General features: G+C 63.6%; 29 protein-coding genes and 1 pseudogene. 19 read left to right on the top strand and 11 right to left on the bottom strand.

Features of this window, described 5'->3' with window-relative positions; all coding sequences use genetic code 11:
- The first annotated feature begins 171 nt into the window (after window positions 1-171).
- Complete coding sequence (locus tag PV760_RS18490) at window positions 172-876, top strand: alpha/beta fold hydrolase (protein WP_018779806.1); 705 nt, start codon at window positions 172-174, stop codon at window positions 874-876.
- A gap of 13 nt (window positions 877-889) precedes the next feature.
- Here PV760_RS18490 and PV760_RS18485 read toward each other — a convergent pair whose 3' ends face one another.
- A complete protein-coding gene (locus tag PV760_RS18485) occupies window positions 890-1,342 on the bottom strand; it encodes a hypothetical protein (protein ID WP_018779805.1) in 453 nt (150 codons plus the stop codon).
- A gap of 651 nt (window positions 1,343-1,993) precedes the next feature.
- Between PV760_RS18485 and PV760_RS18480 the strand changes: the two genes are divergently transcribed.
- The 3 genes from PV760_RS18480 to PV760_RS18470 all read left to right on the top strand — a co-directional run bounded on the left by PV760_RS18480 (window position 1,994) and on the right by PV760_RS18470 (window position 3,555).
- Window positions 1,994-2,263 carry a GlsB/YeaQ/YmgE family stress response membrane protein gene (locus PV760_RS18480; protein ID WP_018779804.1) on the top strand — a complete coding sequence of 90 codons (270 nt, stop codon included), beginning with the start codon at window positions 1,994-1,996 and terminating at the stop codon, window positions 2,261-2,263.
- A complete protein-coding gene (locus PV760_RS18475; protein ID WP_064723438.1) occupies window positions 2,256-2,513 on the top strand; it encodes a hypothetical protein in 258 nt (85 codons plus the stop codon). The genes PV760_RS18480 and PV760_RS18475 overlap by 8 nt, the downstream gene beginning before the upstream one ends.
- 166 nt (window positions 2,514-2,679) lie before the next feature.
- The gene (locus PV760_RS18470) at window positions 2,680-3,555 is read left to right on the top strand and encodes an AraC family transcriptional regulator (RefSeq protein WP_354628414.1); all 876 of its coding nucleotides are present in this window, start codon (window positions 2,680-2,682) and stop codon (window positions 3,553-3,555) included.
- On the opposite strand, the gene PV760_RS18465 is transcribed toward PV760_RS18470, so the two are convergent.
- The 4 genes from PV760_RS18465 to PV760_RS18450 form a co-directional block, all read right to left on the bottom strand.
- A complete protein-coding gene (locus tag PV760_RS18465) occupies window positions 3,552-4,487 on the bottom strand; it encodes an SDR family oxidoreductase (RefSeq protein WP_354628413.1) in 936 nt (311 codons plus the stop codon). The two genes, PV760_RS18470 and PV760_RS18465, sit on opposite strands and share 4 nt — an antisense overlap.
- Before the next feature lie 153 nt (window positions 4,488-4,640).
- The gene (locus tag PV760_RS18460) at window positions 4,641-5,441 is read right to left on the bottom strand and encodes a DUF1206 domain-containing protein (RefSeq protein WP_018779800.1); all 801 of its coding nucleotides are present in this window, start codon (window positions 5,439-5,441) and stop codon (window positions 4,641-4,643) included.
- 131 nt (window positions 5,442-5,572) lie between these two features.
- Window positions 5,573-5,776, bottom strand: coding sequence for a hypothetical protein (locus tag PV760_RS18455; RefSeq protein WP_026267449.1), 204 nt, complete (start codon window positions 5,774-5,776; stop codon window positions 5,573-5,575).
- Window positions 5,777-5,876: 100 nt separating this feature from the next.
- Window positions 5,877-6,173 (bottom strand): hypothetical protein, encoded by a 297-nt coding sequence (locus tag PV760_RS18450; RefSeq protein WP_110506052.1) that lies wholly within the window; start codon window positions 6,171-6,173, stop codon window positions 5,877-5,879.
- Between the two features lie 255 nt (window positions 6,174-6,428).
- On the opposite strand from PV760_RS18450, the gene PV760_RS18445 reads away from it, so the two are divergent.
- The 9 genes from PV760_RS18445 to PV760_RS18405 all read left to right on the top strand — a co-directional run bounded on the left by PV760_RS18445 (window position 6,429) and on the right by PV760_RS18405 (window position 10,525).
- Window positions 6,429-6,848, top strand: coding sequence for an Asp23/Gls24 family envelope stress response protein (locus tag PV760_RS18445; protein ID WP_354628412.1), 420 nt, complete (start codon window positions 6,429-6,431; stop codon window positions 6,846-6,848).
- Window positions 6,845-7,036 carry a DUF2273 domain-containing protein gene (locus PV760_RS18440; protein WP_018779796.1) on the top strand — a complete coding sequence of 64 codons (192 nt, stop codon included), beginning with the start codon at window positions 6,845-6,847 and terminating at the stop codon, window positions 7,034-7,036. Before PV760_RS18445 ends, PV760_RS18440 begins: the two co-directional genes overlap by 4 nt.
- Entirely contained in the window at window positions 7,033-7,410 is a 378-nt protein-coding gene (locus PV760_RS18435; protein ID WP_064723433.1) for a hypothetical protein, read from the top strand. Before PV760_RS18440 ends, PV760_RS18435 begins: the two co-directional genes overlap by 4 nt.
- Window positions 7,407-8,000: a DUF6286 domain-containing protein gene (locus PV760_RS18430; protein ID WP_018779794.1), complete on the top strand. Its 594-nt coding sequence runs from the start codon at window positions 7,407-7,409 to the stop codon at window positions 7,998-8,000. The genes PV760_RS18435 and PV760_RS18430 overlap by 4 nt, the downstream gene beginning before the upstream one ends.
- Window positions 7,997-8,602 (top strand): hypothetical protein, encoded by a 606-nt coding sequence (locus PV760_RS18425; protein ID WP_354628411.1) that lies wholly within the window; start codon window positions 7,997-7,999, stop codon window positions 8,600-8,602. Before PV760_RS18430 ends, PV760_RS18425 begins: the two co-directional genes overlap by 4 nt.
- Window positions 8,603-8,679: 77 nt before the next feature.
- Complete coding sequence (locus PV760_RS18420) at window positions 8,680-8,910, top strand: CsbD family protein (RefSeq protein WP_018779792.1); 231 nt, start codon at window positions 8,680-8,682, stop codon at window positions 8,908-8,910.
- A 90-nt stretch (window positions 8,911-9,000) separates the two neighbouring features.
- The gene (locus PV760_RS18415; RefSeq protein WP_018779791.1) at window positions 9,001-9,597 is read left to right on the top strand and encodes an RNA polymerase sigma factor; all 597 of its coding nucleotides are present in this window, start codon (window positions 9,001-9,003) and stop codon (window positions 9,595-9,597) included.
- A complete protein-coding gene (locus PV760_RS18410; protein ID WP_354628410.1) occupies window positions 9,594-10,199 on the top strand; it encodes an Asp23/Gls24 family envelope stress response protein in 606 nt (201 codons plus the stop codon). Before PV760_RS18415 ends, PV760_RS18410 begins: the two co-directional genes overlap by 4 nt.
- Window positions 10,196-10,525, top strand: coding sequence for a hypothetical protein (locus PV760_RS18405; RefSeq protein WP_018779789.1), 330 nt, complete (start codon window positions 10,196-10,198; stop codon window positions 10,523-10,525). Before PV760_RS18410 ends, PV760_RS18405 begins: the two co-directional genes overlap by 4 nt.
- Window positions 10,526-10,532: 7 nt before the next feature.
- Here PV760_RS18405 and PV760_RS18400 read toward each other — a convergent pair whose 3' ends face one another.
- Window positions 10,533-11,945 carry an MFS transporter gene (locus PV760_RS18400; protein ID WP_079582413.1) on the bottom strand — a complete coding sequence of 471 codons (1,413 nt, stop codon included), beginning with the start codon at window positions 11,943-11,945 and terminating at the stop codon, window positions 10,533-10,535.
- A gap of 77 nt (window positions 11,946-12,022) precedes the next feature.
- Here PV760_RS18400 and PV760_RS18395 point away from each other — a divergent pair, with 77 nt between their 5' ends.
- Window positions 12,023-13,252, top strand: a complete 1,230-nt coding sequence (locus PV760_RS18395) for a GAF domain-containing sensor histidine kinase (RefSeq protein WP_354628409.1) — start codon at window positions 12,023-12,025, stop codon at window positions 13,250-13,252.
- A gap of 8 nt (window positions 13,253-13,260) precedes the next feature.
- On the opposite strand, the gene PV760_RS18390 is transcribed toward PV760_RS18395, so the two are convergent.
- Window positions 13,261-14,706 (bottom strand): serine/threonine-protein kinase, encoded by a 1,446-nt coding sequence (locus PV760_RS18390; RefSeq protein WP_354628408.1) that lies wholly within the window; start codon window positions 14,704-14,706, stop codon window positions 13,261-13,263.
- A 308-nt stretch (window positions 14,707-15,014) separates the two neighbouring features.
- On the opposite strand from PV760_RS18390, the gene PV760_RS18385 reads away from it, so the two are divergent.
- Window positions 15,015-15,608 carry a histidine phosphatase family protein gene (locus tag PV760_RS18385; RefSeq protein ID WP_354628407.1) on the top strand — a complete coding sequence of 198 codons (594 nt, stop codon included), beginning with the start codon at window positions 15,015-15,017 and terminating at the stop codon, window positions 15,606-15,608.
- Between the two features lie 340 nt (window positions 15,609-15,948).
- Here PV760_RS18385 and PV760_RS18380 read toward each other — a convergent pair whose 3' ends face one another.
- From PV760_RS18380 to PV760_RS18370, 3 genes are all read right to left on the bottom strand, one after another.
- On the bottom strand, window positions 15,949-16,233 hold the full coding sequence (locus tag PV760_RS18380) for a hypothetical protein (RefSeq protein WP_018779784.1): 285 nt from the start codon (window positions 16,231-16,233) through the stop codon (window positions 15,949-15,951).
- A 112-nt stretch (window positions 16,234-16,345) separates the two neighbouring features.
- The gene (locus tag PV760_RS18375) at window positions 16,346-16,576 is read right to left on the bottom strand and encodes a DUF6458 family protein (protein ID WP_018779783.1); all 231 of its coding nucleotides are present in this window, start codon (window positions 16,574-16,576) and stop codon (window positions 16,346-16,348) included.
- Between the two features lie 107 nt (window positions 16,577-16,683).
- Window positions 16,684-17,580 (bottom strand): SDR family oxidoreductase, encoded by an 897-nt coding sequence (locus tag PV760_RS18370; RefSeq protein WP_110506060.1) that lies wholly within the window; start codon window positions 17,578-17,580, stop codon window positions 16,684-16,686.
- A 135-nt stretch (window positions 17,581-17,715) separates the two neighbouring features.
- On the opposite strand from PV760_RS18370, the gene PV760_RS18365 reads away from it, so the two are divergent.
- Window positions 17,716-19,563 carry a glycoside hydrolase family 15 protein gene (locus PV760_RS18365; protein ID WP_354628405.1) on the top strand — a complete coding sequence of 616 codons (1,848 nt, stop codon included), beginning with the start codon at window positions 17,716-17,718 and terminating at the stop codon, window positions 19,561-19,563.
- Here the strand turns inward: PV760_RS18365 and PV760_RS18360 are convergent.
- Window positions 19,532-19,726 carry a hypothetical protein gene (locus PV760_RS18360; RefSeq protein ID WP_026267446.1) on the bottom strand — a complete coding sequence of 65 codons (195 nt, stop codon included), beginning with the start codon at window positions 19,724-19,726 and terminating at the stop codon, window positions 19,532-19,534. The genes PV760_RS18365 and PV760_RS18360 overlap by 32 nt on opposite strands.
- Before the next feature lie 187 nt (window positions 19,727-19,913).
- On the opposite strand from PV760_RS18360, the gene gad reads away from it, so the two are divergent.
- From gad to PV760_RS18345, 3 genes and pseudogenes are all read left to right on the top strand, one after another.
- Entirely contained in the window at window positions 19,914-21,314 is a 1,401-nt protein-coding gene (gad, locus tag PV760_RS18355) for a glutamate decarboxylase (RefSeq protein ID WP_210078167.1), read from the top strand.
- Window positions 21,315-21,336: 22 nt separating this feature from the next.
- Entirely contained in the window at window positions 21,337-22,197 is an 861-nt protein-coding gene (locus PV760_RS18350) for a class II glutamine amidotransferase (protein WP_354628404.1), read from the top strand.
- A gap of 329 nt (window positions 22,198-22,526) precedes the next feature.
- A pseudogene (locus PV760_RS18345) lies at window positions 22,527-22,912 on the top strand (hypothetical protein); the annotation flags it as partial.

The raw sequence follows: 22,912 nt of genomic DNA, 5'->3' as shown, positions 1-22,912 counted from the left end.
ACGAAATCGTATACGAAAACTATGACGCGTTAATGTGATGCCCGTCAACCCCCTCCATGAGGCTGAGTCCCGCGGGAGGGGGAACACGGCGGGGAGAAGGATGCGGCGAAGCCCTGGCGTGAGAACTGATGAACACTACAAAGTGTCGTCGGCCTCCCGTAGGGTACCCGCATGGACATCATCCTCGTACCCGGTTTTTGGTTGGACGCATCGTCGTGGGATGGGGTGACGCCGGCCCTGGTGGAAGCAGGGCATCGGGTCCATCCGCTCACCTTGCCAGGCTTGGAATCGGCGGACGCACCCCGGGCGGGCATCGGCCTTCGAACACACATCGATGCCGTCGTGGACAAGGTGGATTCGCTGGACGGGAAAGTGGTCCTGGTGGGTCACTCGGGCGGGGGCGCCATTATTCATGGCGTGGCTGACGCCCGTCCGGACCGCATAGCCCGCGCCATCTATGTGGACAGCGGGCCGCTGGGTGAGGGCGGGGTCATCAATGATGAACTACCGGACGACGGCGACGGGATACCCCTCCCGCCGTGGGAAGCATTCGAAGATGAGGATCTCGTGGACCTCACCGACGAGCTGAAAGCAGTCTTCCGCGCCCGGGCGATTCCCGAACCCAAGGGCGTCGCCTTCGACCAGCAACACCTCACGAACACTGCCCGCTACGACGTCCCCGCAACGATCATCGCGTGCGAGTTTCCATCGTCACTGCTCAAGGAGTGGATGGACGCCGGGCATCCCTTCACGGCCGAACTAGCCCGGATCCGGGACGTTGACTACGTGGATCTGCCCACGGGGCACTGGCCCCAGCTCACCAAACCCGGTGAACTGGGCCAGGCCATCCTGACGGCCGTCAACCACAGCGGTTAACGGACTGCAGCTACTAGTGGCGGGGTGGCGTGTTGGTTGCCGGGCCTTCCGGCGCCGCGCCGCCCTCATCGGTCCAGTCCGTACCTGTGGTGTCGTCGAGGGCAGGATCGGACACGACGTCCGAGGCTACGGCAGGAGCAGGAGCCGCCACGGGAACTGTGGCCGCCTTGGTCTCCTCGCCGCCAGTGGAGTCCGCCCGATCACCGGACGTGGATGAGTTGTGTCCAGGGAACATGGTTTCCGCCTTCTCCATTAGCTTCTTGCCGGCTTCATACAGATTTTCCAGAATGTCCGGAACGGTCTCCTGGACTGTCTCTGCAGCCTGATGGACGTTCTCCTGGACCTCAGGGTTCTTCAGGACTTTCTCGGTGCCTCCGCGGACCCGCCGGTACACTTCCGGCCAGGACTTTGACCCCCACACGTAGCCAACAGCCACGCCGACGGCGAACAATGCTTTACCTTTCACGGCACTCACTCCTTCAGAGGTGTTCTTATTCGACCCTAGTCCCGCTCCACGCGCCCTGTCACCTGCCAATAGTCCGGCCCCCAATGACCGGGCCATGTAATGGCCTGCACTCAGCTGGTCCCATCGCCTTGGTGAAAAGCAAAGATTTGTCCGTGCGAATTGTCATTTACTGGAACAAAGGGATCGAGGGGCGCCTCGATATTCCGGGAGTGACGCATGGGCATTGCCGGCAAGCACCGGGAAAAGCAGGACTTTACCGGGTGGCGAAGAGCCGGATTGCGCACCTTCCACGGCCGGAGAACGCAACCACGCCGGGAACCCCACCGGGACTGCCCCGCATGGCTGGTCAAAGCACCATTCGCAGCACTTCCGGCTTCCCGGCCATGACAAGTAGATAGTCAGGTTACTTGCTACTTGTGCCGCGAGCGGCTAGCGTTGCATATGTAGTACCAAGTCCGACCCATTGGCAGGAGTGCTTTATTGGCTGGATATAACAAATACATCGGAGTCGAATGAGCAATTCCTCTCCTTACATTCCATAGGGCCTCCGGGGCCCCATTGCGATGCCCGCACCGCAGCATCGGCCCCCGGTGAACTTACTCGCTTAATCGCGTCCGTGGAATTTCCATCGACATGAAAGTAGGAACAAAAATGGGTTTCTTTGGTTTTCTTCTGCTCGGCCTTTTGGCCGGCGCTATCGCTAAACTTATTCTCCCCGGCCGCCAGGGTGGTGGCTGGTTCATCACCCTCATCCTCGGCGTCGTCGGCGCCCTCCTGGGTGGTTGGATCGGTGGCCTGATCTTCAACACGGGCCTGCAGGAATTCTTCTCCCTGACAACCTGGCTCCTGGCCATCGGCGGCTCGATCATCGTGCTGCTGATCTACGGCCTCGTTACCAACCGCAGGGCTACCCATGGCTAATAACCAGAACCGCGATGCCAACGGTGAAGAACTCGACGGCCAGTACACCGAGGGGGATTACGGAGACGCAGGAGCGTCGCCGGAAACCCTGAAGGAAGATGCCGGCGGAGACTACACCGAGGGTGACTACGCCGAGTCGACTGTGCCTTCAGCAGATGCCGAACTCGACGCCAAGAACACGGAAGACACCCCGGCTGACCGGCCGTTCTCGTCCGAACCGGATGAAGAAGCAGGCTCAGGCCGGCCGTAGTGGCTCCCGCCTCGTGAATAACTGAATCAACGCAAGAACCCGGAGGACTGCATTGCAGCCTCCGGGTTCTTGCGTTGGCGAAAGGCACTGATATTTTCAGGCATGAATTGTCGGGGCATCTGCGGACAGGGCCGCGTAGCGTCGTTCCCAAGGAATGGAGGCAACTGTGCAGGAGTGGAACCGGGCCATGGCCATCATCGAGCAGGATCTGGCCGCGACCGCGGAGGTAAGCGAGCTGGCCAAGGCCGCACTGACCTCCGAATACCACTTCAGGAGGATGTTCTCCTCACTGGCAGGGATACCCATCTCCGAGTACATCCGACGACGCCGCCTCACCGCAGCGACGGCGGAAATCCTGGAAGGCGCAACCGTGCTGGACGTTGCCTTCCGCTACGGATACGGGTCGGCCGAGGCGTTCACGCGGGCCTTCAAGGCAATGCATGGGCTGACACCCTCAGAGGCCCGGCGTCCCGGAGCGGTACTCCATTCCCAACCTCAACTGAGGTTCCATCTCCGCGTTGAAGGGAATACCGATATGAAACACCGCATAGTGGATAAGGGAGCTTTCCACTTGATTGGCTTGAAGGCCCGCGTACCGCTCGTACACTCGGGGCCCAACCAGGCGATCATCGACTTCCAGCGAAGCCTGGACTCTGCACTGACGGCCAGGCTGCTTGAGTTGGCTGACACGGACCCCTCAGGTCCACTGTCTGTCACCGACAACATCAATGAGCAGCGGACCGAAGGAAGCGAGCTGGACTACTGGCATGCTGTGGCCTCCACCAAGGCAGCTCCGGAAGGCCTTGATTCCTTGGGGGTCCCCGCCGGACAGTGGGTAGTCTTCGAAGCCGAGGGAAAGTTCCCCGAGGTTCTTCAGAGCATGTGGGCGGACGCCGCCACTGAGTGGTTCCCGGCCAACCCGTACCGATGGGCGCCGGGACCCGAAATGCTCAGCGTCCAGGTGGAGGCAGGCGGAACACACGGCCGTGGCCAACTGTGGATTCCCGTGGAAAGGGATACCGCAGGTTCTGCCCCGGCCTAGAGCCCCTTGCCTCCCGTCACGGGCAGTACTGCACCGGAAATGTAGGATCCCTCGTCGGAGGCAAGCAGGACGTATGCAGGAGCCAGCTCCGCGGGTTGTCCGGCACGGCCCAAGGGCGTGTCCTGACCAAATGAGGGCAACTTGTCCGGCCACTCGGTGGCGGGGATCAACGGAGTCCAAATGGGACCGGGCGCCACAGCGTTGACGCGGATTCCCTTGGGTCCGAGTTCCTCGGCCATGGCCTTGGTAAAGGCCACCTGGGCAGCCTTGGTCATGGCGTAATCCACCAGTTGCGCCGAGGGATTGAAAGCCTGGATGGATGCGGTCACGATGATCGACGCTCCGGGGCGGAGGTGGGGAATGGCCGCTTGTGCCGTCCAGATGAGGGAGTACAGGTTGGTCTTGAAGACGCGGTCGAACTCCTCAGTGGGGATCGTTTCCAGGCCCTCCCTGTTCTTTTGGTAGGCCGCGTTCAGCACTACGACGTTGAGGCCGCCGAGCTCCTGAACAGTGCGTTCCACGATGTCGGCGGCAAAGCCTTCGTCCCGCGCGTCGCCGGGCAGCAGGAGGACCCGGGCACCGCACTCGCGGATCCAGTCCGCCGTCGATTGCGCGTCTTCTTCCTCTTCCGGGAGGTAGCTGATGGCTACATCGGCACCTTCCCGGGCGTAGGCGATGGCCACTGCGGCACCGATACCGGAGTCCCCACCGGTTATGAGCGCCGTTTTGCCCTGCAGCCGGCCGTGCCCAACGTAGCTTTTTTCGCCGTGGTCGGGCTGTGGGTCAAGGGGCTTGGTCAGGCCTGGCTGTTGCTGCTCTTGGCGGGGAAATTCATCCCTGTAATAGCCGCTCCGGGGATCCGAGGGCGCGGAGGCGAGGCGATGCCCGCCTGCTTCCGGGTCGTCATTCCGGCGTGGATCGTCGTGAGTCATGATTCTGCCCCTCTCAGGTAGCCTGCTCGCAGGATTCACCGAACCGGTGTCCCATCGCACGGTTTGGCTCATCGCACGGTTTATTGGACCTGTACCCACCACCCGGGCCCCTAAACCGTGCTCGGCTCCCTTGGCAGGACCCACCGGAAATCGCTAGGTCCGGAGGGACTTGGCCTTGACCATCAGGAAGAGCCCGTAGGCAATCAGCCCGACGGCGACGGCGGCCAGCAAGTACGGCCCATATGGCTGCTCCCGCAGCGCCTTCAGGCTTCCATCCAGGCCGGTTGATTGCTCCGGTTGGGCACGTATTGCGGCGATGACCACCAGCAGGCCGACCAGGAACAGGGCAATGCCTTTCGCTATGTAGCCCACCACGCCCACGCCGACCTGGAACTTGCGGACGGCCTCCTCCGAGGACAACGAGATGTCCCGTTTGAACGTTTGCCGGAAGCCGCGCACGGCGAACACGATGCCCGTGATGGCGATGCCTGCACCGATCGCGACCAGCAGGAACACCCCGAAGGGAGCACTCAGGAGGGTGAGGGTGAAATCGCTGCTTGACTCGCGGCTGTTTTTGCCCTGGCCCATGATGAACGAGACGATCGTCGCCGCCAAGGCCGCGAACACGAGCGCCTGGCCTGCGGCGGACAGTCTTTTGGTGAGTTTCTTGCTGGAGGTCCGTTCCCCAAGGATGGCGTTACCCAGTTGCCACAACGCCAGCGCCGCGCAGGCACCGAAGCAGGCCCAGAGGAGCACCGGACCCACAGGTTGGCTGGCCAGCGAGGCCACCGCTCCTGACACATCGGCTTCGCCACCCCGCCCGAACGCCAGCTGGAGGGCGATGACTCCGATGAGGACGTGCAGCAGCCCGCTGACGGCGTAGCCGGCACGCGCAACGATCTCGAAGGTCCGCGAGTTTGAGGCCTCTTCGGCCGCATCGGCAGCCTTCCTCATCTCCTCTTTAATGACAAGCCTCCTTAGTTTCCGATGGACACCATCGTCCCACCCGTACCCCGTGAATGCCACGGCATTAACGACGACGGGCAGGCACCTGGGTGCCTGCCCGTAGAAAAACCAAAAAGATCCTAGAACCCGACGACCGACTGGGGCCAGATACTCCGCAGCCCCGCACCAAGAGGGTTGAACTGCTCGCGGACTGTCACGACTGCTCGGCCCTGGACCGGGGAATCCGCCGGCTGATGGTTGGCCTCCGCAGTAAAGGGACGTACGTCCGGGGCGGTGTTGGCCTCGCCGGCACCATTGGTCGGGGCGGTGATTTGAGCAGTCATTTCGGTCGCCTTCCTGGAAGTTCCCATCAGCTCCAATAGCTGATGGTTCAACCATCGGGCAGTGTCCTCAAGAACGACGCCGGGTCATCTCAAGATTTGCTCAAGGTTTGGGACCGGCCACCTGCTGTGCCATTAACTGCTCGATGTCCGCGAAGCTCATCCCGGATGCGATCGCCAGGTCCGGCAGGCCTGCTCCTGCCGTCACTGCGCTTCGCATGGCCTGGGCCAAGGACTCCTCGGCCTCATCCATTTCCCACTGGAGACCCTCCACTCGGGCAGCCGCCGTCCACACCAGGTCAAGAAGCCCGGTTCTTTTCGACGGCGTGGAAACAGGGGCTTCCTTCAAGATTTCCGGAAGAGTCGCGTCCTTCGTCCCGGTCATAACCACTGCAGTCATTTGGTACCCCTCCCGTGAAGATGTGTCTCGATAAACTAGTTATATGGCAAACTAACTACATGCGCCAGCGCCTCGCATGGGCAGTGACCCAGATCACACGATTTTGAGCGTGAGGAATTCCCTGGCCAGCACGTCTTATTCATGACGGCGCACAACAAGCGCCGCACAACAGACAAGGAGCCATCGCCATGACGATCCAAACGCACCCCCGCTGACGTTCCGGCCAAGAACACCAAAAACAGCTCTGTATCGACTGTGGACGCTCCGGAAAGGGACAAGGGCAAGGACGGCCGAGGCGCAACCACTGTCGCGGACGGCGTAGTCGCCAAGATTGCCGGCATCGCCATCCAGGAAATCCCTGGCGTACACGCCCTGGGCGGCGGCGCAGCCCGCGCCATCGGCAACCTGCGGGAGAAGGTCGGCCAGAAGGACCTCACCCAGGGCGTCAACGTGGAAGTGGGCCAAACCCAGGTAGCCGTCGACGTGACGCTGGTAGTCGAATACCCCCACCCGCTCCAGGAAGTTGCGGACAACGCCCGCAATGCCGTCTACACCGCGATCGAGGACCTCGTGGGCATGGAAGTCACCGAGGTCAACGTCACCATCACGGACATGCACGTTCCGTCGGAAGACGCGGACGCTGACGACATCGAGCGTGAGCCGAGGGTCGCATGAGTCCCACCATCGCCGGCCTGGCAATAGGAGCAGTGCTCGCTCTGGCAGGCCTGGCCTTCGGATTCTGGGGTCTCCTGCTCACGGCACTGTTCATGGGGGTCGGCGCGGTGCTGGGCCGTTCCGCCGAGGGAAAGCTTGACCTTCGCGGGGTGCTTGATGCCCTGCGGGGCAAGCGCTCCTCCTCATGAACCGGGCGCCAACCGGCCCTCGGCCTGGCATGGACGCCGGGGACCGGGCCGGGCACAACCGCCTCACCCACACCGCCATCCGCAAGACCGTGGAATCGGTTACCGCCAACGCGTTCCGGGTGGCCACGGGCAACGTGTCAGCAACGCTGGACGACGACGCCGGGAAGCTCGGCGTCAGTGTGTCCGTCAAGCTGGCCCTCCCCCAGCTCCTGAAGCCACGGAACGGTGGGGACACGGTATTCGAACAGGCCCAATCCGCCCGGGAGCAGATCGTGGCGCGGGGGCGGGAAATCACTGGCCTGGACATAGGCCGGGTAGACATCCGCCTCACCGGCGGGAAGGCCGAACAGCCCAGGGAAAGGAGAGTGGAATGAGCAGTGGAATCAGCAAGGACACGGCAAGCCGCCGTCTGATCAGACGCGAAACCCACTCCTCGAGGGCGGTCCCGTCAATCGTGGCCGCGTCCCTCCTGATAGCCGTCTTCCTCTGGCTGGCACTGGAATCAGTGTTGTGGCTGCTCAAGGACCAGCCGGTGCTCGCCAGCCCGGCCCAGATGCTCCGGTGGCTGATTGAGCTTCCGGCCAACACCACACAGGCAGGCATGGTGGCGGCCGGAGCCGGACTGGGAATCGTGGCACTGCTGCTCCTTGGACTTGCCCTCGGCAGCGGCCGCAGGCAACGCCGGGCCCTCGGCAGCGCACGCGCCGCCGTCGTAGTGGACCACGAAGTCATCGCGGCGGCGGTTTCCAAGGCGGCCCGACGTGCCGCAGGCCTGGCCCCGGGCCAGGTGACCACCACCGTCGGCGGACGTTCCGTACGCGTCCAGGTGCGTCCGACGTCGGGCGAACCACTCGCGGTGGAAGACATCCAGGCAGCGGTCGACGGCGAACTGGCCGCCTATGCGTTGGACCGCCCCGTCAGGTCCAGCGTCCACATTCTGAACGAAGGAGCGGTAGGGCAATGAGAAACACGAACCGGGCCCTTAACCGGATCCTGCTCACCATCCTGGGGATCATCCTGCTGGGCGCCGGCGCCGCACTCATCGCGGCCGGCACCCTCCCCGGGGCCGCAGGTTTCTGGGAAACAAACCTCTCCTCTGTTCGGGAGCACGTGCGCAACCTGGCAGGCACCGCCCCCTTGCCGGACCCTGTTCGGAGCTGGTGGCTGGTGCTGGGAATTGCCGTGCTGCTGGCCGGTGCGGTCCTTGGCGCAGCGTGGCTGGCGTCGCAGGGTGGCGGAAAGACACCCCGCCTGGCCGAACGCTCAGAGGGCAACGCAGGCCGGACGGTCGTGGACGCGGGGCTGGTTTCCGCAGCCATCAAGGAAGCCCTCAACGGAAACCCCGACGTGCTGGCGACCTCCGTCTCAGCGTGGGAATCACGCCGCGGAACGGCTCTGCGGCTGCGGCTCGAAGCCCGCAAAGGCGCATCCCCCCGGGATATTGGCGACACGGTGGAACAACTGCTCCAGGAAATTGATGCCTGGCTGGGACATCCGATGCCCGTCCTGGTGCGAATCACCAGCGGCACCCGGACACAAGTGTCCTCATCACGGCGCGCCCGGTGACAGTCAGCCCAAAGTACTCCACATAAACAAACTGCACGGCAACTCAGAGCCGCGCACCGAAAAGAAAAGGGAACACCATGGGAATCAACGACAAGATCAACAATGCCGCCACCGAGCACCTTGGCGCCGCCAAGGAGGGCGCCGGTAAGCTCACCGGCGATTCCACCCTCGAGCGGGAAGGCCAGCAGGATCAGGCCCAGGCCAAGCTCCAGCAAGCCGGCGAGAAGGTCAAGGACGCTGCTGCCGACATCACCGGGAACATCAAGGACGCTGCCCGGAAGCTCAAGGAAGGCTTCACCGACAAGTAGGACGGGAGCAGGGACGGTTCCGCTTCATGGCGGGACCGTCCCTGCCCATCCGAGGATCAGCCGGACTCACACCACTTGAAAGGCAGAAACGTGACTGGTTCACCTGCGGTTTCGCCCACCGCACAGCAGCAGCTGGACCTCGTGCCGGACGCGTTGCTCGCAGGCAGGGCAGCAGATGGTGATACTGCAGCTTTCGAAGCACTCGCCCGGCGCCATGGTCCATTGATGCGGGCCACTGCACGACGACTCACGGGCACCTTGGCTGACGCGGACGACGTCGTCCAGGAAAGCCTGATGCAGGCCTGGAAACAGCTGGACCAACTCCGTGATCCTGCAGCTGTGAAGAGCTGGCTGCTCCGCATTGTGGGCACGCGCAGCATCGACCACCTGCGAAAACGGCGCAACCACCTGGCCCTGGACGATCTCGAAAACCACGTCGATGCCCCGTCCGGCCAACGGACCCCGGACCCGGAAAGCACCGCCGTCAATGCCTCCCGGGTGGATGCGTTGAAGTCGGCGCTCGCCCGGCTGCCCGAGGAGCAGCGGCGCTGTTGGGTACTCAAGGAATTCAATGACCTGAGCTATGAGGAGATTGCGCTGACCTTGAATATCAGCCCCGCCAGCGTCCGCGGCCGCCTGGCCCGGGCACGGATTGCCCTTGCACGCACAATGGAGGAGTGGCGATGAAAACCCCCGGCGATGCCTTGGAATGCGGACACAGTCTCGCGGAACTGAGTGCCTATTTGGACACGGGCGAGATTGCGGATCCGGCGCACTTGGACTCATGCCCTGAGTGCCAGGCCGGACTGGCCTCCCTGCGCCGGCTCTCGGAACTCGGAAATGAGTTGCTGACAGCTGACGTAGCCGACGCCGGTTCGGGCAGTGACGACTGGATGCAGACCATCCTGGACAACCTGCGCCTGGAGCTGCGGCCCGGACGGAGCATCCCGCTGCGCGCGGAGGACCCGCAGGACACCCTTTGGGAAACCGAGGGCTCGGTGTCTGCCCTGATCCGTTCGGTGGCCGATTCCTTCCCGGGAACGGCCGCGGGTAAATGCAGGTTGCTCGGCGACATTACCGTGCCGGGAGCCGGCATCACTGTGGAGGTGGAGATCGCAGTGGTCTACGGACACGCCATGGAAGAGCGCGCGGCTGCACTGCGCAATGAACTCGCGAAGGTACTGGAGGTCCAGACCGAACTGAACATCCAAGCCATCAACATCACTGTCACCGATGTGCTGGAGCTCCCCGCGCCAGCCATGACCCCGAACAAGGAGGACCAGCCATGACGGAGCATGTGGAAGCCAAGTCTCCCGCCCTGGCCGACGAACTGCTCGGCATCGTCCAGGCAGTGGAGGGAGTCTCAGCGGTATATCCGGCCCAGCCATTGTGGCAGTCGATTGCCGGCGCAGCAGTGGCGGCAGTAACCGGCGAACAGTTGCCGTTGATAAGCCTGGCCGGGGAGGACGGCGTGGTGGCCGTCAAGGCCCGGATCGGCGTCGGAAGCCTCCTGCCGGCCCCGCAAGTGGCGCGCGAAGTAGCCGCGGCGATCCGCAGGCACCTGGGAAACGTACCCGCCGTCGTCGAGGTTTTGGTGGCCAAAATCGACGCCTGACCGCGGCTCAACGGGAGGACGGGCTGTCCGCGTCCTCGCTCTGTTCCTCCTCGGCTGCCTGCGCGTAGGAGGCAGTGACCCTGCGGTAGACCGGGGCCAGGAAAGCAAGCAGGGCAACCACGATCATGATCAGGCCCGCCACCAGGAACACCAAGGCAATGCCCCGGGAGGTTCCTTCCCCCAGAAGCGGCGCCAACTGCGCGGCACCTTCCGCGGAGCGGGCGTAGGGGATGATCCAGAACTGGGCAATCGGTGCGATCAGGAACGCAGTGATGGGGGCCGCTGCGGATTCGAAGGCCATGGCGAAACCAAAGACCCTTCCTTGCCGTGACAGGGGCACCACTTTCTGAATGACTGTCTGCTCAGCTGCTTCCACCACCGGAACCAGTGCCATGTAGAGCCAAATCCCGGCAATGTAGAGCCAAGCCCATTCGCGGATGGTGAAGACAGCTCCGACGAGCCCCATCACCGCCACCGCGATGAGGAGGGTCCGCAAAGGGTTGGAGCCGAGCCCGAACTTCCCGATCAGCGCCCCGCCCAGGATGAAGCCCGTGGCGCCCACCGCGAACACCGTGCCCCAGATCTCCACGGGGAACATCTCCAGGCCGTAAGGGTCCATCAATGCCATGTAGACCCCGCCGATGAAATTGTTGAAGGTGGAGAAAACAATCAGGGCGAACAACCCCGAGATGGCCATGACGGCTGCCCAGGATCCGCGAAGATCGAACCCACCGTGGGCGTCGGATGCTGCTGCCCGGACCTCCTCCGGCAGGCGCAACGTCAGCAGATGCGCGAAGGCCAGGGCTGTGAGCACCAAGGCCACCACCACGGTCCAGCCCATTCCCAGGAGTCCCACTGACAGTCCTGAAAGGACCGAGGTGACGATGAACATCAGTCCCTGGACCATGCCCACCAGTCCGTTGGCGTTGGCGCGCTTGTCCGGTTCGATCAGGATGGTGACCGTGGTGGACAGGGCGATGTTGCGCATGTTCTCCACCACCGCGCCGACAAGGATAATCAAGGTGAAGATCCAAAACCACGGTTGGGACAGGTCCAACAGCGCCTGTTCCGGCGTCAGCAGGAACATCACCCCGGACAGCACGAACATCACCAGCGTAAATCCGGCGGCGAAGCGCATCACCGCGAGCTTCCTGTAGCGGTCCACGAAGGTGCCGAAGCTAATGCTGGACAGCGCGATCAGCAGCATGTAGGCCCCGCCGATCACCCCCGTGGCAATCACATTGCGGGTCTCCAGGTACACCCAGAACGTCAGCGCAAACCACAGGTAGCTGGTGGTGATGTTGGCCAGGGCAGTGTTGACCAGGATCCCCGTGAAGGTCCGTGTTCTCTCCGCGGGCGTGCGTTCCGGAGGATTGACATTGCCAGTAGACCCGGCGGCGGCCGGTTCCTGCTCGGTCATGCGTCCCAGTAAACCACCGGGGCCAACCTCCCGGTAGTATCGGCAGGGAATTCAAAAGACTGCTGGGGGTTGTTTCAATGACGGAAATTCAGGGACGGCTGGCTTTCACTACGGACTTCGGCCGGGACATGGAACTCCAGGAATACGGCCTTGATCCGGCAGTGGATTCCGTCCTCCTTCCCAACGCCGCAGTCATGAGCGCCCTGCAAAACCTTGTACGGCTCGCCACTGAGCTTTGCGGTGCCCCGTTTGGGGTAGTCAATATCATCAGCGCCAAATACCAGCACCAAATCGGGGCCTGGGGCGTGGAGCCCGGTGTCTGTTCCCGGGAGGACTCGATGTGCGCCAAGGTCTTCCTCTCCCGGGAGCGGACGGTGGTGGCAGACGCTTCCCGGGATCCACGCTTTGCCGACAACCCATTTGTCACGGGAGAAATAGGCAACGTCCGCTTCTACGCGTCGGTGCCCCTGCAAACCGAATCGGGCTTCGTGCCGGGAACCTTGTGTGTTTTCTCGGACGAGACCAAGGAACTGAGCCAGGAACAGCTCGGGATGTTGGAGGTCCTGGCCAAGCAGGTGGTTGAGCTCCTGGAACTTCAGCACCGTACCGCCCAGCTGGACCGCACCTATTCCGAGCTCAGGGCAAGCAACGCCAAGCTCGCAGGATTCGCCGGACGGGTAAGCCATGACCTGCGCATCCCCCTGACCACCATCCTCGGATACGTCGAACTGGTGGAGGACGACCCCGACATTGAGCCCAACAGCCCCGCTGCACGGTACCTGGACCGCATTGGCGCCAGCGGGCGGCGGATGCTGGGGATGCTGGAAGACGTCCTCAGCTACTCACGCGTCGGTGGCGGCATCCAGCCTGCCCGCGTCTCGCTGCTCGAGGTCACCCAAGAGGTGGTGAGGGATCTTGGAATAGAGAACGACGGAATCGTTGACGTCCAGGACATCACTTTGCACGCGGACCGTGGGCAGCTGCGGACACTCCTGCAGAACCTGCTGTCCAACGCCATGAACTACCGCAGCCCCGAGCGGGATCCCAGGGTCAGCATCAGCGGTGTTTCCAATTACCATGGCGCAACCGTCTACATCGCGGACAACGGCAAGGGCATCAAACCCGAGGACCGCCACAAAGTTCTGGAACCCTTGGTGCGGCTGCGCCGGGAAGGCGACGGTCCGGGCTCCGGGCTGGGCCTGGCAACCTGCAGCAGCATCGCGAAAGCCCACGGCGGCGACCTCAGCATCGCCGAAACCCCCGGCGGCGGCACCACTATTGCGGTGAGCTTTCCGGCCGGGACGTAGAAGCCGGGCTACTTTGCGGCCTTGTCTTTCCCAGGCTTCTTGTCGCTCTTGCCATCGCTCTTGGTCTTGGCAATGTCCGCGCCGTTCATATCTGCCGGAGACTGGCCTGAGGGGGCCTGGACGGGGAGGTCCTGAACGGGGATGCCCTGCACCACCGGTTCCGGGGCTTGCTCCGGCACCGATGTCCCTGGCACGTTGACTACTTCCGCCGGCACAACCGCGGAGGGCGAAGGAGCTGCCGGCACCGGAAGGATCGGCGAGGAAGGTTGCGGATCGGCCTGCGACACACCGTTATCGGAAGGCTGGGACGGGTCGGCTGTATTGCCGGCCGAGGAGAGCCCCTGGGAAAGCACCAGCAGGGCGAGGGGAACGGCCACTGCTGCAGCTGCCACACCCCGTGCGGTCTTGGGCCGCCGTTTGCTGAAGTCACGGATTCCGGCAACCTTCGCCGGCTTCCTGTTCCGCGGCCGGATAGCCGCCGGTCGGGTGGCAGGACCACCCGCATTGGGCGTCAACGCCGTCGGCGCCTGAAGCGGAGTCCGCTGCGGGACGGGCGGAAGGATCGCAGTCCTGCGCCCTGATTGGACACCCTCCTCCGACAGCGCTTGCTCCACGTCCTGGGCCGCGGGTCGTTTTTCCGGGTCCATGTCCGTCATCGCCTCCAGGAGGGAGCGCAGCGGAGCAGGCAGTTCCAGCGGAATCTGCGGGGCTCTATGAAGGCGCGCCGAGGCTGTCTCCACCGGTGTACCCGGATACTCCGCATGACCTGTCAGGCATTCCAGGAGCACCAGGCCCAGCGAGTAGATGTCGCTTTTTGGCGTCAGGTGCAGGCCCTGCGCCTGCTCCGGGCTGAGGTACTGCGCCGTGCCAACAGTGAATCCGGTCGCGGTGAGGCGGTTATCGTTCATCACCAGGGCGACCCCAAAGTCCGCCAGCTTCACCGACTGAGCCAGCCCGTCGTCGTCGGACACCAGGATGTTGGCCGGCTTGATGTCACGGTGGATGACGCCGTGTTCGTGGACCTGGGACAAGGCTCCGGCGATCCGGATCCCGATCCGCGCGGTTTCGGGAACAGTGAGCGGCCCGTCGGCCAGGAGGGCGCGCAGGTCCCGCCCTTGGGCGAGTTCCATGACCAGGTAGGCACGTTCTTCGTCGTTGCGCGTATCGACGCCCGCGTCAAAGGCTGCCACCAGTCCGGGATGGTCGAAGGCAGCGAGGAGGCGCATTTCGGTTTCCTGGCGGGTGCGGAACGATTCGTCGCCGGAGCCGGGAAGGAAGATCTTCACAGCAACCTCACGGCCGAGGACCAGGTCAGTCGCCTGATGGACAGTGGACATCGCGCCGCGGCCCAGGAGGGGTCCAAGTTGGTAGCGGCCGTCGAGTGCGCCGCTTGTTTCCGTGCCGTTCACGGAATCGGGGGCGCCAGCGCCCACGGTTATTTCGTTGTAGCCCACGGTTGTCACGTCCTTTGGGACCACCTGGCGCGGCACGGACCCAATCTCTGCCCGCCGGTACCAAGTAATGCCGTCAATCACATTTCACGTAGCCGCTTGGCCGGTTGCTTCAGCCCTCGCGGCCTGAGCAACTCAGCTCAAACAGCATCATCCGGTTTCACCAGATAAGTCATCAGGATACTGATTAAATCACGGTAAGGACAATGGGACGCTTCACGAAGGGCCTCATCAGGGCGATACGCCCGTCCGCCGTCGGGCGTTTCCGTACGTGACGCAGGGAACTGCGCCCCTTTGGCCGGCAGGGCACAATGGGAAGCATGACCCTCACAACTTTCGCCCTCGTCCGCCATGGCCAGACCGACTGGAACGCGGAGCGCCGGTTGCAGGGAGCCACTGACATCCCCTTGAACGACGTCGGGCGCGGCCAGGCGCGCGACGCCGTCGCCTTCCTGTCCGGCCAGCAATGGGACACGGTAGTGTCCTCGCCGCTGAGCCGGGCGGCAGAAACGGCGGAAATCATCGCCGACGGACTGGGACTCTCCTTGGCCCGGCTGGTGCCGGACCTCACTGAGCGCAGCTTTGGGCCGGCGGAAGGCTTGCAGGCCGGACCGGAACTGGAGGCCTTGCGCATCCCCGGCGGTTTCCGCGGTGGCGAAAGTGACGACAACGCTGCAGCGCGCGGCATTGCTGCGCTGGAGTCCCTGGCCCAGGAGTTCGCGGGCAAGCGCGTTCTGGTGGTTGCCCACGGCACGCTTATCCGGCTGACGTTGAGCCGCGCGATTGGCCGCACCCTGGACAGTGTCCAGAACGCTGTGTTGAACCTCGCCCACCATCACCCTGTTGACGGCTGGCAGCTTGAGTACTTCAACGGCGAGCGCATCGCGGCAGACGTTCAGGCCTGAACAGGCCTTTCCGGAGCAAGTCTCCTGGCTTCCTCAAGCAGGCCGGCTACCCAGTCTTCCATTGCCCCACCAAGGTGGCGGGCAAGGAACGTTCCGGCTCCGGGAAGATCGAAGACTGCGATTGCCTGGTTCCCGGCTGACCCTGGCCCCGCATAAAACGTCACCTTGCCCCGATGAATCCCGGCGATGTCGAAGCAAAGCGTGGTCCTGGAATCGAGGGATGATGCCCATGCAGCGATCGACTCGGGCGTGAAGGTATTGATGGCCGCTACTCCCTTGGACGCCGACTGACCGGACGCAGGTTAAGTAGCGGAAAAGGCAGGATCGTGACGCGGAAGTCTTATTTGGCCTGAAGCCGCGACTTCAATTGTTCGGTGTAGTCCGTGTACGCCGCCGCAATTTCTTCCAGGTCCACCGTTTGCGGGAAGTCGATGACCGGCTGGCGTTCGGCGAGGTAGCTGGTGGTTTCTTCCACGATCCGCTGCTCATCGATGCCTTCGAGCCCCACCTCGGCCAGGAACGCAGGATTGGTGTGGATCAGGGATTCCCCGGATTGCCCTTCCGAAGCCCAACGCACCAGGTACTCGTTCTGATTCACCAATTCGATGTCGAATGTCTGCTCCATGGCAGCAGCCTACGCCGTTGGGCGGCAGGGCCGGACCAGCCCCGCACCGGACGCAGAAAGCGCACGACGGCGGGAGGCCGCCGTCGTGCGCTTCTTTCGTTGGCTGTGGCTGCTAGATCTCGGGGCGCCGTTCGACGACGGTGTGGGGATCACCGCGGCGCTCAACGACCGTGCGGCGGGTCCTGTTGGACATGGCGATCGAAATGATGAGGCCGATGACTCCCACCACTATCAGGATGTAACCGACCAGGACCTGGTCCAGGAAAGGGATGATTCCGGGGGCGAGCGCGAAAGCCAGAATAGCTCCGATGGCAATCAGGGCAATGGAAGAACCGATTCTCATAACGTGCTCCTCATGTATGTCCGGCGCATGTACAGGGCGTGGCCGGATCCGTGTCATCAGGATACTTATGATTTACCGTGCCCGCCAGCCATCAAAAGACACGGCTGCTAGTGGCCATACCGCGCAGCCACCCGGCCGATGGCGTCCTCAGGGGTCGGCACAGGACCGAAGACCTGCTCCTGGCGGGTAGTGTCCGCAACATACTTCCCGGTCTCGAACCACGCCACCATGCTGGCCATATCCGCCACCAGTGGAAGGACCTTGGCGGTGACCTTGCCGAGCCCGTTGATGGCCCCGGCCGGAACGGACCGCACCTTGATCTCCCTCCCCGCCCGACGACCTGCGATTCCGGCCGCCTCCTGCATGCTAAGCGGCCGCGTCCACCCGATATCGATGCGCTCGCCGTCCACAATGTCAGCATCAACGGCAGCTGCCAGGTAAGCGGCGAGATCGCTTGCCAAAACGAACGTCAGCCGCGCGTCCTTGGACCCGAGCCACACGAAACGCCCCTTCGCGAAAGGATCCCCGCCCATTCCCACAGCCTGGTCGAAGAACGCGCCGGGACGCAGCGCGACAAACGGTACGCCGAGTTCCTCGAACTTGTCCTCCGCCAGTTTCTTGTTCCAGAAATGCGGGATCTGGGGTGTTTCGTCGCAGGTGAGAATGCTGATCAGCACGAAGCGCGGCACGGAGGCGTACTTTGCAGCGACGGCCAGGTTGCTGTTGCCGTAGCTGTCGATCACCTTGGCGTTCCTGTCATTCCGGGTATAGCCGGCCGCCGTCGAAATTGCTGCGGAAACGCCCGTCATGGCCGCGATCAGCGAGGCGGTATCCAGCATGTCGCCGCGGACGACCTCAACCCCATTGGCCTCCAGCTTGGCGGCTTTGGAGCCCGGGCGAACCAGCGCACGGACTTTCCTGCCGCGGCGCAACAGCTCATCAACCACTTGACCGCCCAGGAAACCCGTGGCGCCAACAACAAGGACAGGCAGGTCTTCGGCCACAACTTCTCCTCAGGGTTTTGTTCCTACGACAGTGGTAGCACGCACTCGAAAGCGAGACCAGACCCAAACCCGGCGACGACTTCCGCCGTCGAGCCTCAACCAAGGAGGCCGGCGACGCAGACTAGGATCGGTTCCATGGCCAGGATCGAGGACTACGCAATCATCGGGGACCTGAACACTGCCGCCCTGGTGGGGCGGAACGGGTCCATTGACTGGATGTGCCTGCCGAGGTTCGACTCGCCCGCCTGCTTTGCGGCGCTTCTGCACACGCCCGAAGCCGGGCGCTGGCTCCTGGCACCTGCCGGCACTCTCGACGGCGGCAACAGCACCCGCCGCGCGTATCGGGAAGACACCCTCATCCTGGAGACTGTTTGGGAAGTCGACGGCGGCTCGGTGAAGGTCATCGACTTCATGCCCGTCCGCGACGACGCCGTGGACCTCGTGCGGATCGTCGAAGGCTTGTCAGGCGAGGTGGACATGCATATGGAACTGGTCCTCCGCTTCGACTACGGCAGCGTCGTGCCCTGGGTGCGTCGCAGCAAACACGGCATCAGCGCCGTTGCCGGGCCGGATTCCGCCTACCTCACCACCCACGCCCCGCTCATGGGACGGGAAAACCGGACCTACAGCGACTTCACCGTCCGTGCCGGCGACCGGGTCCCGTTCGTTCTGCGGTGGGCACCCAGCCATGAGCGCGAACCCCGGCGCATCGACCCCCTGCGGGCGCTTGACGCCACGGAATCGTACTGGCTCGAGTGGATCGGCCGCAGCCAGATAGCTGGGAGGTACAAGGAGCCGGTCGAGAGGTCCCTCATCACCCTCAAAGCGCTCACCTACGCCCCCACCGGTGGCATCGTGGCCGCCGCCACGACGTCCCTGCCCGAACAGATAGGCGGCCCGCGGAACTGGGACTACCGGTACTGCTGGCTGCGCGACGCCACCCTGACGCTGCAATCTCTGCTCGCGGCGGGCTACACGGAAGAGGCCTCCGCATGGCGGGACTGGCTGCTGCGGGCCATCGCCGGCGACCCCTCACAACTTCAGATCGTGTACGGACTCGACGGCGCGCGCAGGCTTCCGGAGGCCGATATTCCGTGGCTGTCCGGGTATGAAGGTTCGGCGCCTGTCCGAACCGGGAACGCGGCAGCTCCGCAGCTTCAACTGGATGTGTGGGGCGAAGTCCTGGACGGACTTTCACTGACCCGGGCCGCTTTCAAGGACACCGTCGACAATTCCTGGGACATCCAGGTGGCGTTGATGGAATACCTCGAAGGGGCCTGGAACCAGCCGGACAACGGGCTGTGGGAAATGCGCGGACCCCGCCGGGACTTCACCCATTCAAAAGTCATGGCATGGGTAGCGGCCGACCGCATGGTCAAAGCCGTGCGGACCTCCGGACTGCCCGGCCCGCATGACCGCTGGGCGGCGCTCCGCAGCGAAATCCACAATGACGTCATGACCAAGGGCTTCGACGAGGACCTCAACAGCTTCGTGCAGTCCTACGGGAGCAAGGAGCTGGATGCGAGCCTGCTGCTGGTCCCCCGCGTGGGGTTCCTGCCGCACCGGCATCCGCGCGTGGCCGGGACCGTGGACGCCGTCCGGAAGGGGCTTACGGAGGACGGACTGGTTCTTCGGTACCGGACCCAGTCCGGACACGACGGATTACCTGGCGACGAAGGGGTCTTCCTGGCCTGTTCGTTCTGGCTGGTGGACGCGTTGCTTGGCATCGGGCGCACCGACGAAGCCACCGAACTCTTCGAGCGGCTGCTCAGCCTGCGCAACGACGTCGGCCTGCTGAGCGAAGAATGGGATCCCCGCACCAAACGGCAACTGGGCAACACTCCCCAGGCGTTCAGCCACTTCCCGCTGATTCACAGTGCATTGCAACTGCACCACGGGGAGGCCCGCAAGAGCGACACCCCGTTTGGCGGCGCCGGGAGTTCCAGTGGCTCTACCCTTCGGAATGATCCCCGTCTTCAGTAGCCTCACCCTTGTGGCGCGCCTCTTCCAGATGCAGGTCAAGCTTGCGCTCGGCTTCGCGCCTGCGTTGCCCGACGGTCCGCATCTGTTGGGTTGTTGGAGCTCCCGCATCCTCTGACGCAATGCCGGCCGGCTCGGCGGGCTGGTATTTCTCTTGTTCGCCCATAGGATGATCGTCCCATCGTCGCGGCTTTTGCGATAGCGGCAGTTTCCAGACCGGAACGGTCCTGACGTCCGACGGCGGCCTCCCGCCGTCGAGCATGTCCAATACTTGGGTGCGTGGCCGGCCACGGGTAGCGTGAGCCGCAGACGAGTTGCCCCACCGCGAGCGAACGAATCCAAGGAGTTGCCCCGTGAGCAGATCCCACCGCACGTCCCACCACGAACCGGACACGGCCGTCGAACTCAATCCCCTGTTCAGCAGGCCCGGAGAATCCACCATCTTTCCCCGGTTCACCCTTCCGGACGGTGAATCCCTCCCCGCCACCGCGTACCAGGTTGTCCACGACGAGGCGATGCTGGACGGCAATTCCCGTTTGAACCTCGCAACGTTCGTCGGGACGTGGATGGAGACCGAAGCGTCCACCCTGTACGCCGAGACGTTCGACAAGAACATGATCGACAAGGACGAGTACCCCCAAACCGCACTCATCGAAACCCGGTGCTGGCGGATGCTCGCCGATCTGTGGAACTCACCGGATCCCGGGAAAAGCATTGGTACGTCCACCATCGGATCCTCCGAAGCCTGCATGCTGGGCGGACTGGCCTTGAAACGGCGCTGGCAACACGCACGCCGCAAGGCCGGCAAGCCAACCGACAAACCCAACCTCGTCCTGAGTTCAGCAGTCCAGGTGTGCTGGGAGAAGTTCTGCAACTACTGGGAAGTTGAACCCCGCTTTGTGCCGGTCTCTGCCGAACATCCCATGCTGGACGGCCACGACCTGGACAAGTACGTGGACGAAAACACCATCGGGGTCGTCGCCATCCTCGGTGTCACTTACACAGGCCGTTACGAACCCGTCCAGCTGATCTCCGATGCGCTGGATGCGATCCAGGCAAGCCGCGGCCTGGACATCCCAATCCACGTTGACGGCGCGTCGGGTGCGATGGTGGCACCTTTCCTCCAGCCCGAAACTGTGTGGGATTTCAGGCTCCCCCGGGTCGCCTCGATCAACACCTCCGGACACAAATACGGACTGGTCTACCCGGGCCTGGGTTGGGTGGTGTGGCGGGACGCGGATGCGCTCCCCGAAGACCTGATCTTCCACGTCAGTTACCTCGGCGGCGACATGCCCACGTTCGCGCTGAACTTCTCCCGGCCCGGGGCCCAGGTCCTCCTGCAGTACTACCTGTTCCTCCGGCTCGGTTTTGCAGGGTACAGGTCCGTCCAGGCCACTTCCCGGGATGTAGCCCTGTACCTCTCCAGCGAGATTGGAGCCATGGACGCATTCACCCTCTGGAGCGACGGCTCGGATATCCCCGTTTTCGCCTGGCAGCTCACGGAGGGCTACACGGACAAATGGAACCTCAAGCACTTGTCCGAACGCCTCCGCATGAACGGCTGGCTGGTGCCCGCCTATCCCTTGCCTGATGGCCTGAGTGAGGTAACAGTCCAGAGAATCGTGGTGCGGAACGGATTCACCCGTGATCTCGCTTCCAGTTTTCTGGCCGACCTCACCAAGGCAGTGGAGTACCTGGACAGCCTCACGTCACCCATGCCCATGGACAAACAGCCCGAGGGCTTCCACCACTAAACATGCGAAGGAGAGGATTCCCATGTGCCGTCTTTTCGGGCTGCATGCAGGCGCCCAAGCAGTGCGGGCAACGTTTTGGCTCTTGAATGCACCGGACAGCCTCTCGGCCCAAAGCCGGCGGGAACCCGATGGCGCGGGAATCGGAACCTTCGACGCGGCCGGCAAGGCACACGTTTTCAAACAGCCGATGGCAGCGTGGGAGGACCACGCCTTCGCCCGTGAAGCCCGTGACCTGAAAAGCACCACGTTCCTGGCGCACGTGCGGTACGCCAGCACCGGCGCCCTCACCATGGTCAACACGCACCCATTCGAGCAGGACGGCCGGCTCTTTGCCCATAACGGGGTGCTGCGGGGCCTGGAAAAACTTGATCGTCGCCTTGTTGAGCTCGAGGCCATGGACCTGGTGCTGGGCCAGTCGGACAGCGAGCGTCTTTTCGCGCTCATTACCGCCGAGACCAGGGCCGCCGACGGGGACATCCAGGCGGGCATAGTGGCCGCCGTTGCCTGGGTAGCCAAGGAACTGCCCGTATTCAGCCTCAATTTCATCCTGACAACGGCCACGGATATGTGGGCACTCAGGTACCCGGCGACGCACGATCTCTACATGCTTGAACGCCGCCCGGCCACCAAACCCAGCCCCCTCGACGTCCAAAGCGCACGGATCCGCTCCCACAGCTCCGAACTCTCCCGGTCCCCGCACGTCCTCCTCGCCACCGAGCCAATGGACCAAAACCCCGGCTGGCGGCCCATGGCGTCGGGCGAGCTGGTTCACGTCGGACCGGACCTGACGGTGACATCCACTATCGCCTTCCCCGATGCCCCGACCTACCCGCTTAGCCTCGCCGACCTCGAACCGGCCGCGGCAGCGTCGCAGGCACGGTGACCCCGGCTGCCTTAGTCCGCACTTTTGGCGAGCAGACGACGACGGCGAGCTGCCGCCGTCGTGGGGCTGGTCACCTAGGAGCCGCTGGGCCTGGGCGCCTGCTGCGCGTTAGTAAACGGATTGGCACTGAGGGGCCTGCCTGCAGTGCGTTGTGCGGAGTGTTTTCCACATACGGTAGTGGAGGGCTTCTGGCGTTCTTGAGGGTCTGACAGGCTTGATCCATGGATGGGATTGGGCAGCTCGTGGGACCTGGGACAGCGTCTCCCGGTCATGATGGAGCGCGTTCAGACCATGAAGGAACTCCCTCATCAGGCCTGCTTCATGGAAGGGTGCCATCGTCCGTTGCCCAATGCCCTTCCGGCGACTTGCCTCGGCCATCCCTGGACGACGGTAAGGACGCCCGTCTCCTGGCACGGACGGCGCTCGGTTCTTTGCTTGACGATGCTTCCGAGGCGTTGGTCGAGCTGTGTAGTTCGGTCGCTGCCGATGCCCGCTTGTTTGGCTTTGGGGAGGCTGCTGATTTTGCGGGCCGGGTAGAGGATCTGTCTCGGCAGCTGGAGTACGTGCAGGTCGTCGCGGCGCAGGCTGTAGAGCGGACCCGGACCGAGGCGCAGCCTGCGGTGCCGGCACAGCAGACCGGACAGTCCCCGGCGTCCGGCGCCCAGGAATGGCGGACGGGGTGGACAGAACCAGCCGGTGAGTCAGAAGGTGGCGT

It is taken from the genome of Paenarthrobacter sp. CC6 (assembly GCF_040560085.1).
GTDB lineage: Bacteria > Actinomycetota > Actinomycetes > Actinomycetales > Micrococcaceae > Arthrobacter > Arthrobacter nicotinovorans.
The sequence above is the reverse complement of the archived record's forward strand: the minus strand, read 5'-3'. Positions and strand labels throughout refer to the sequence as shown.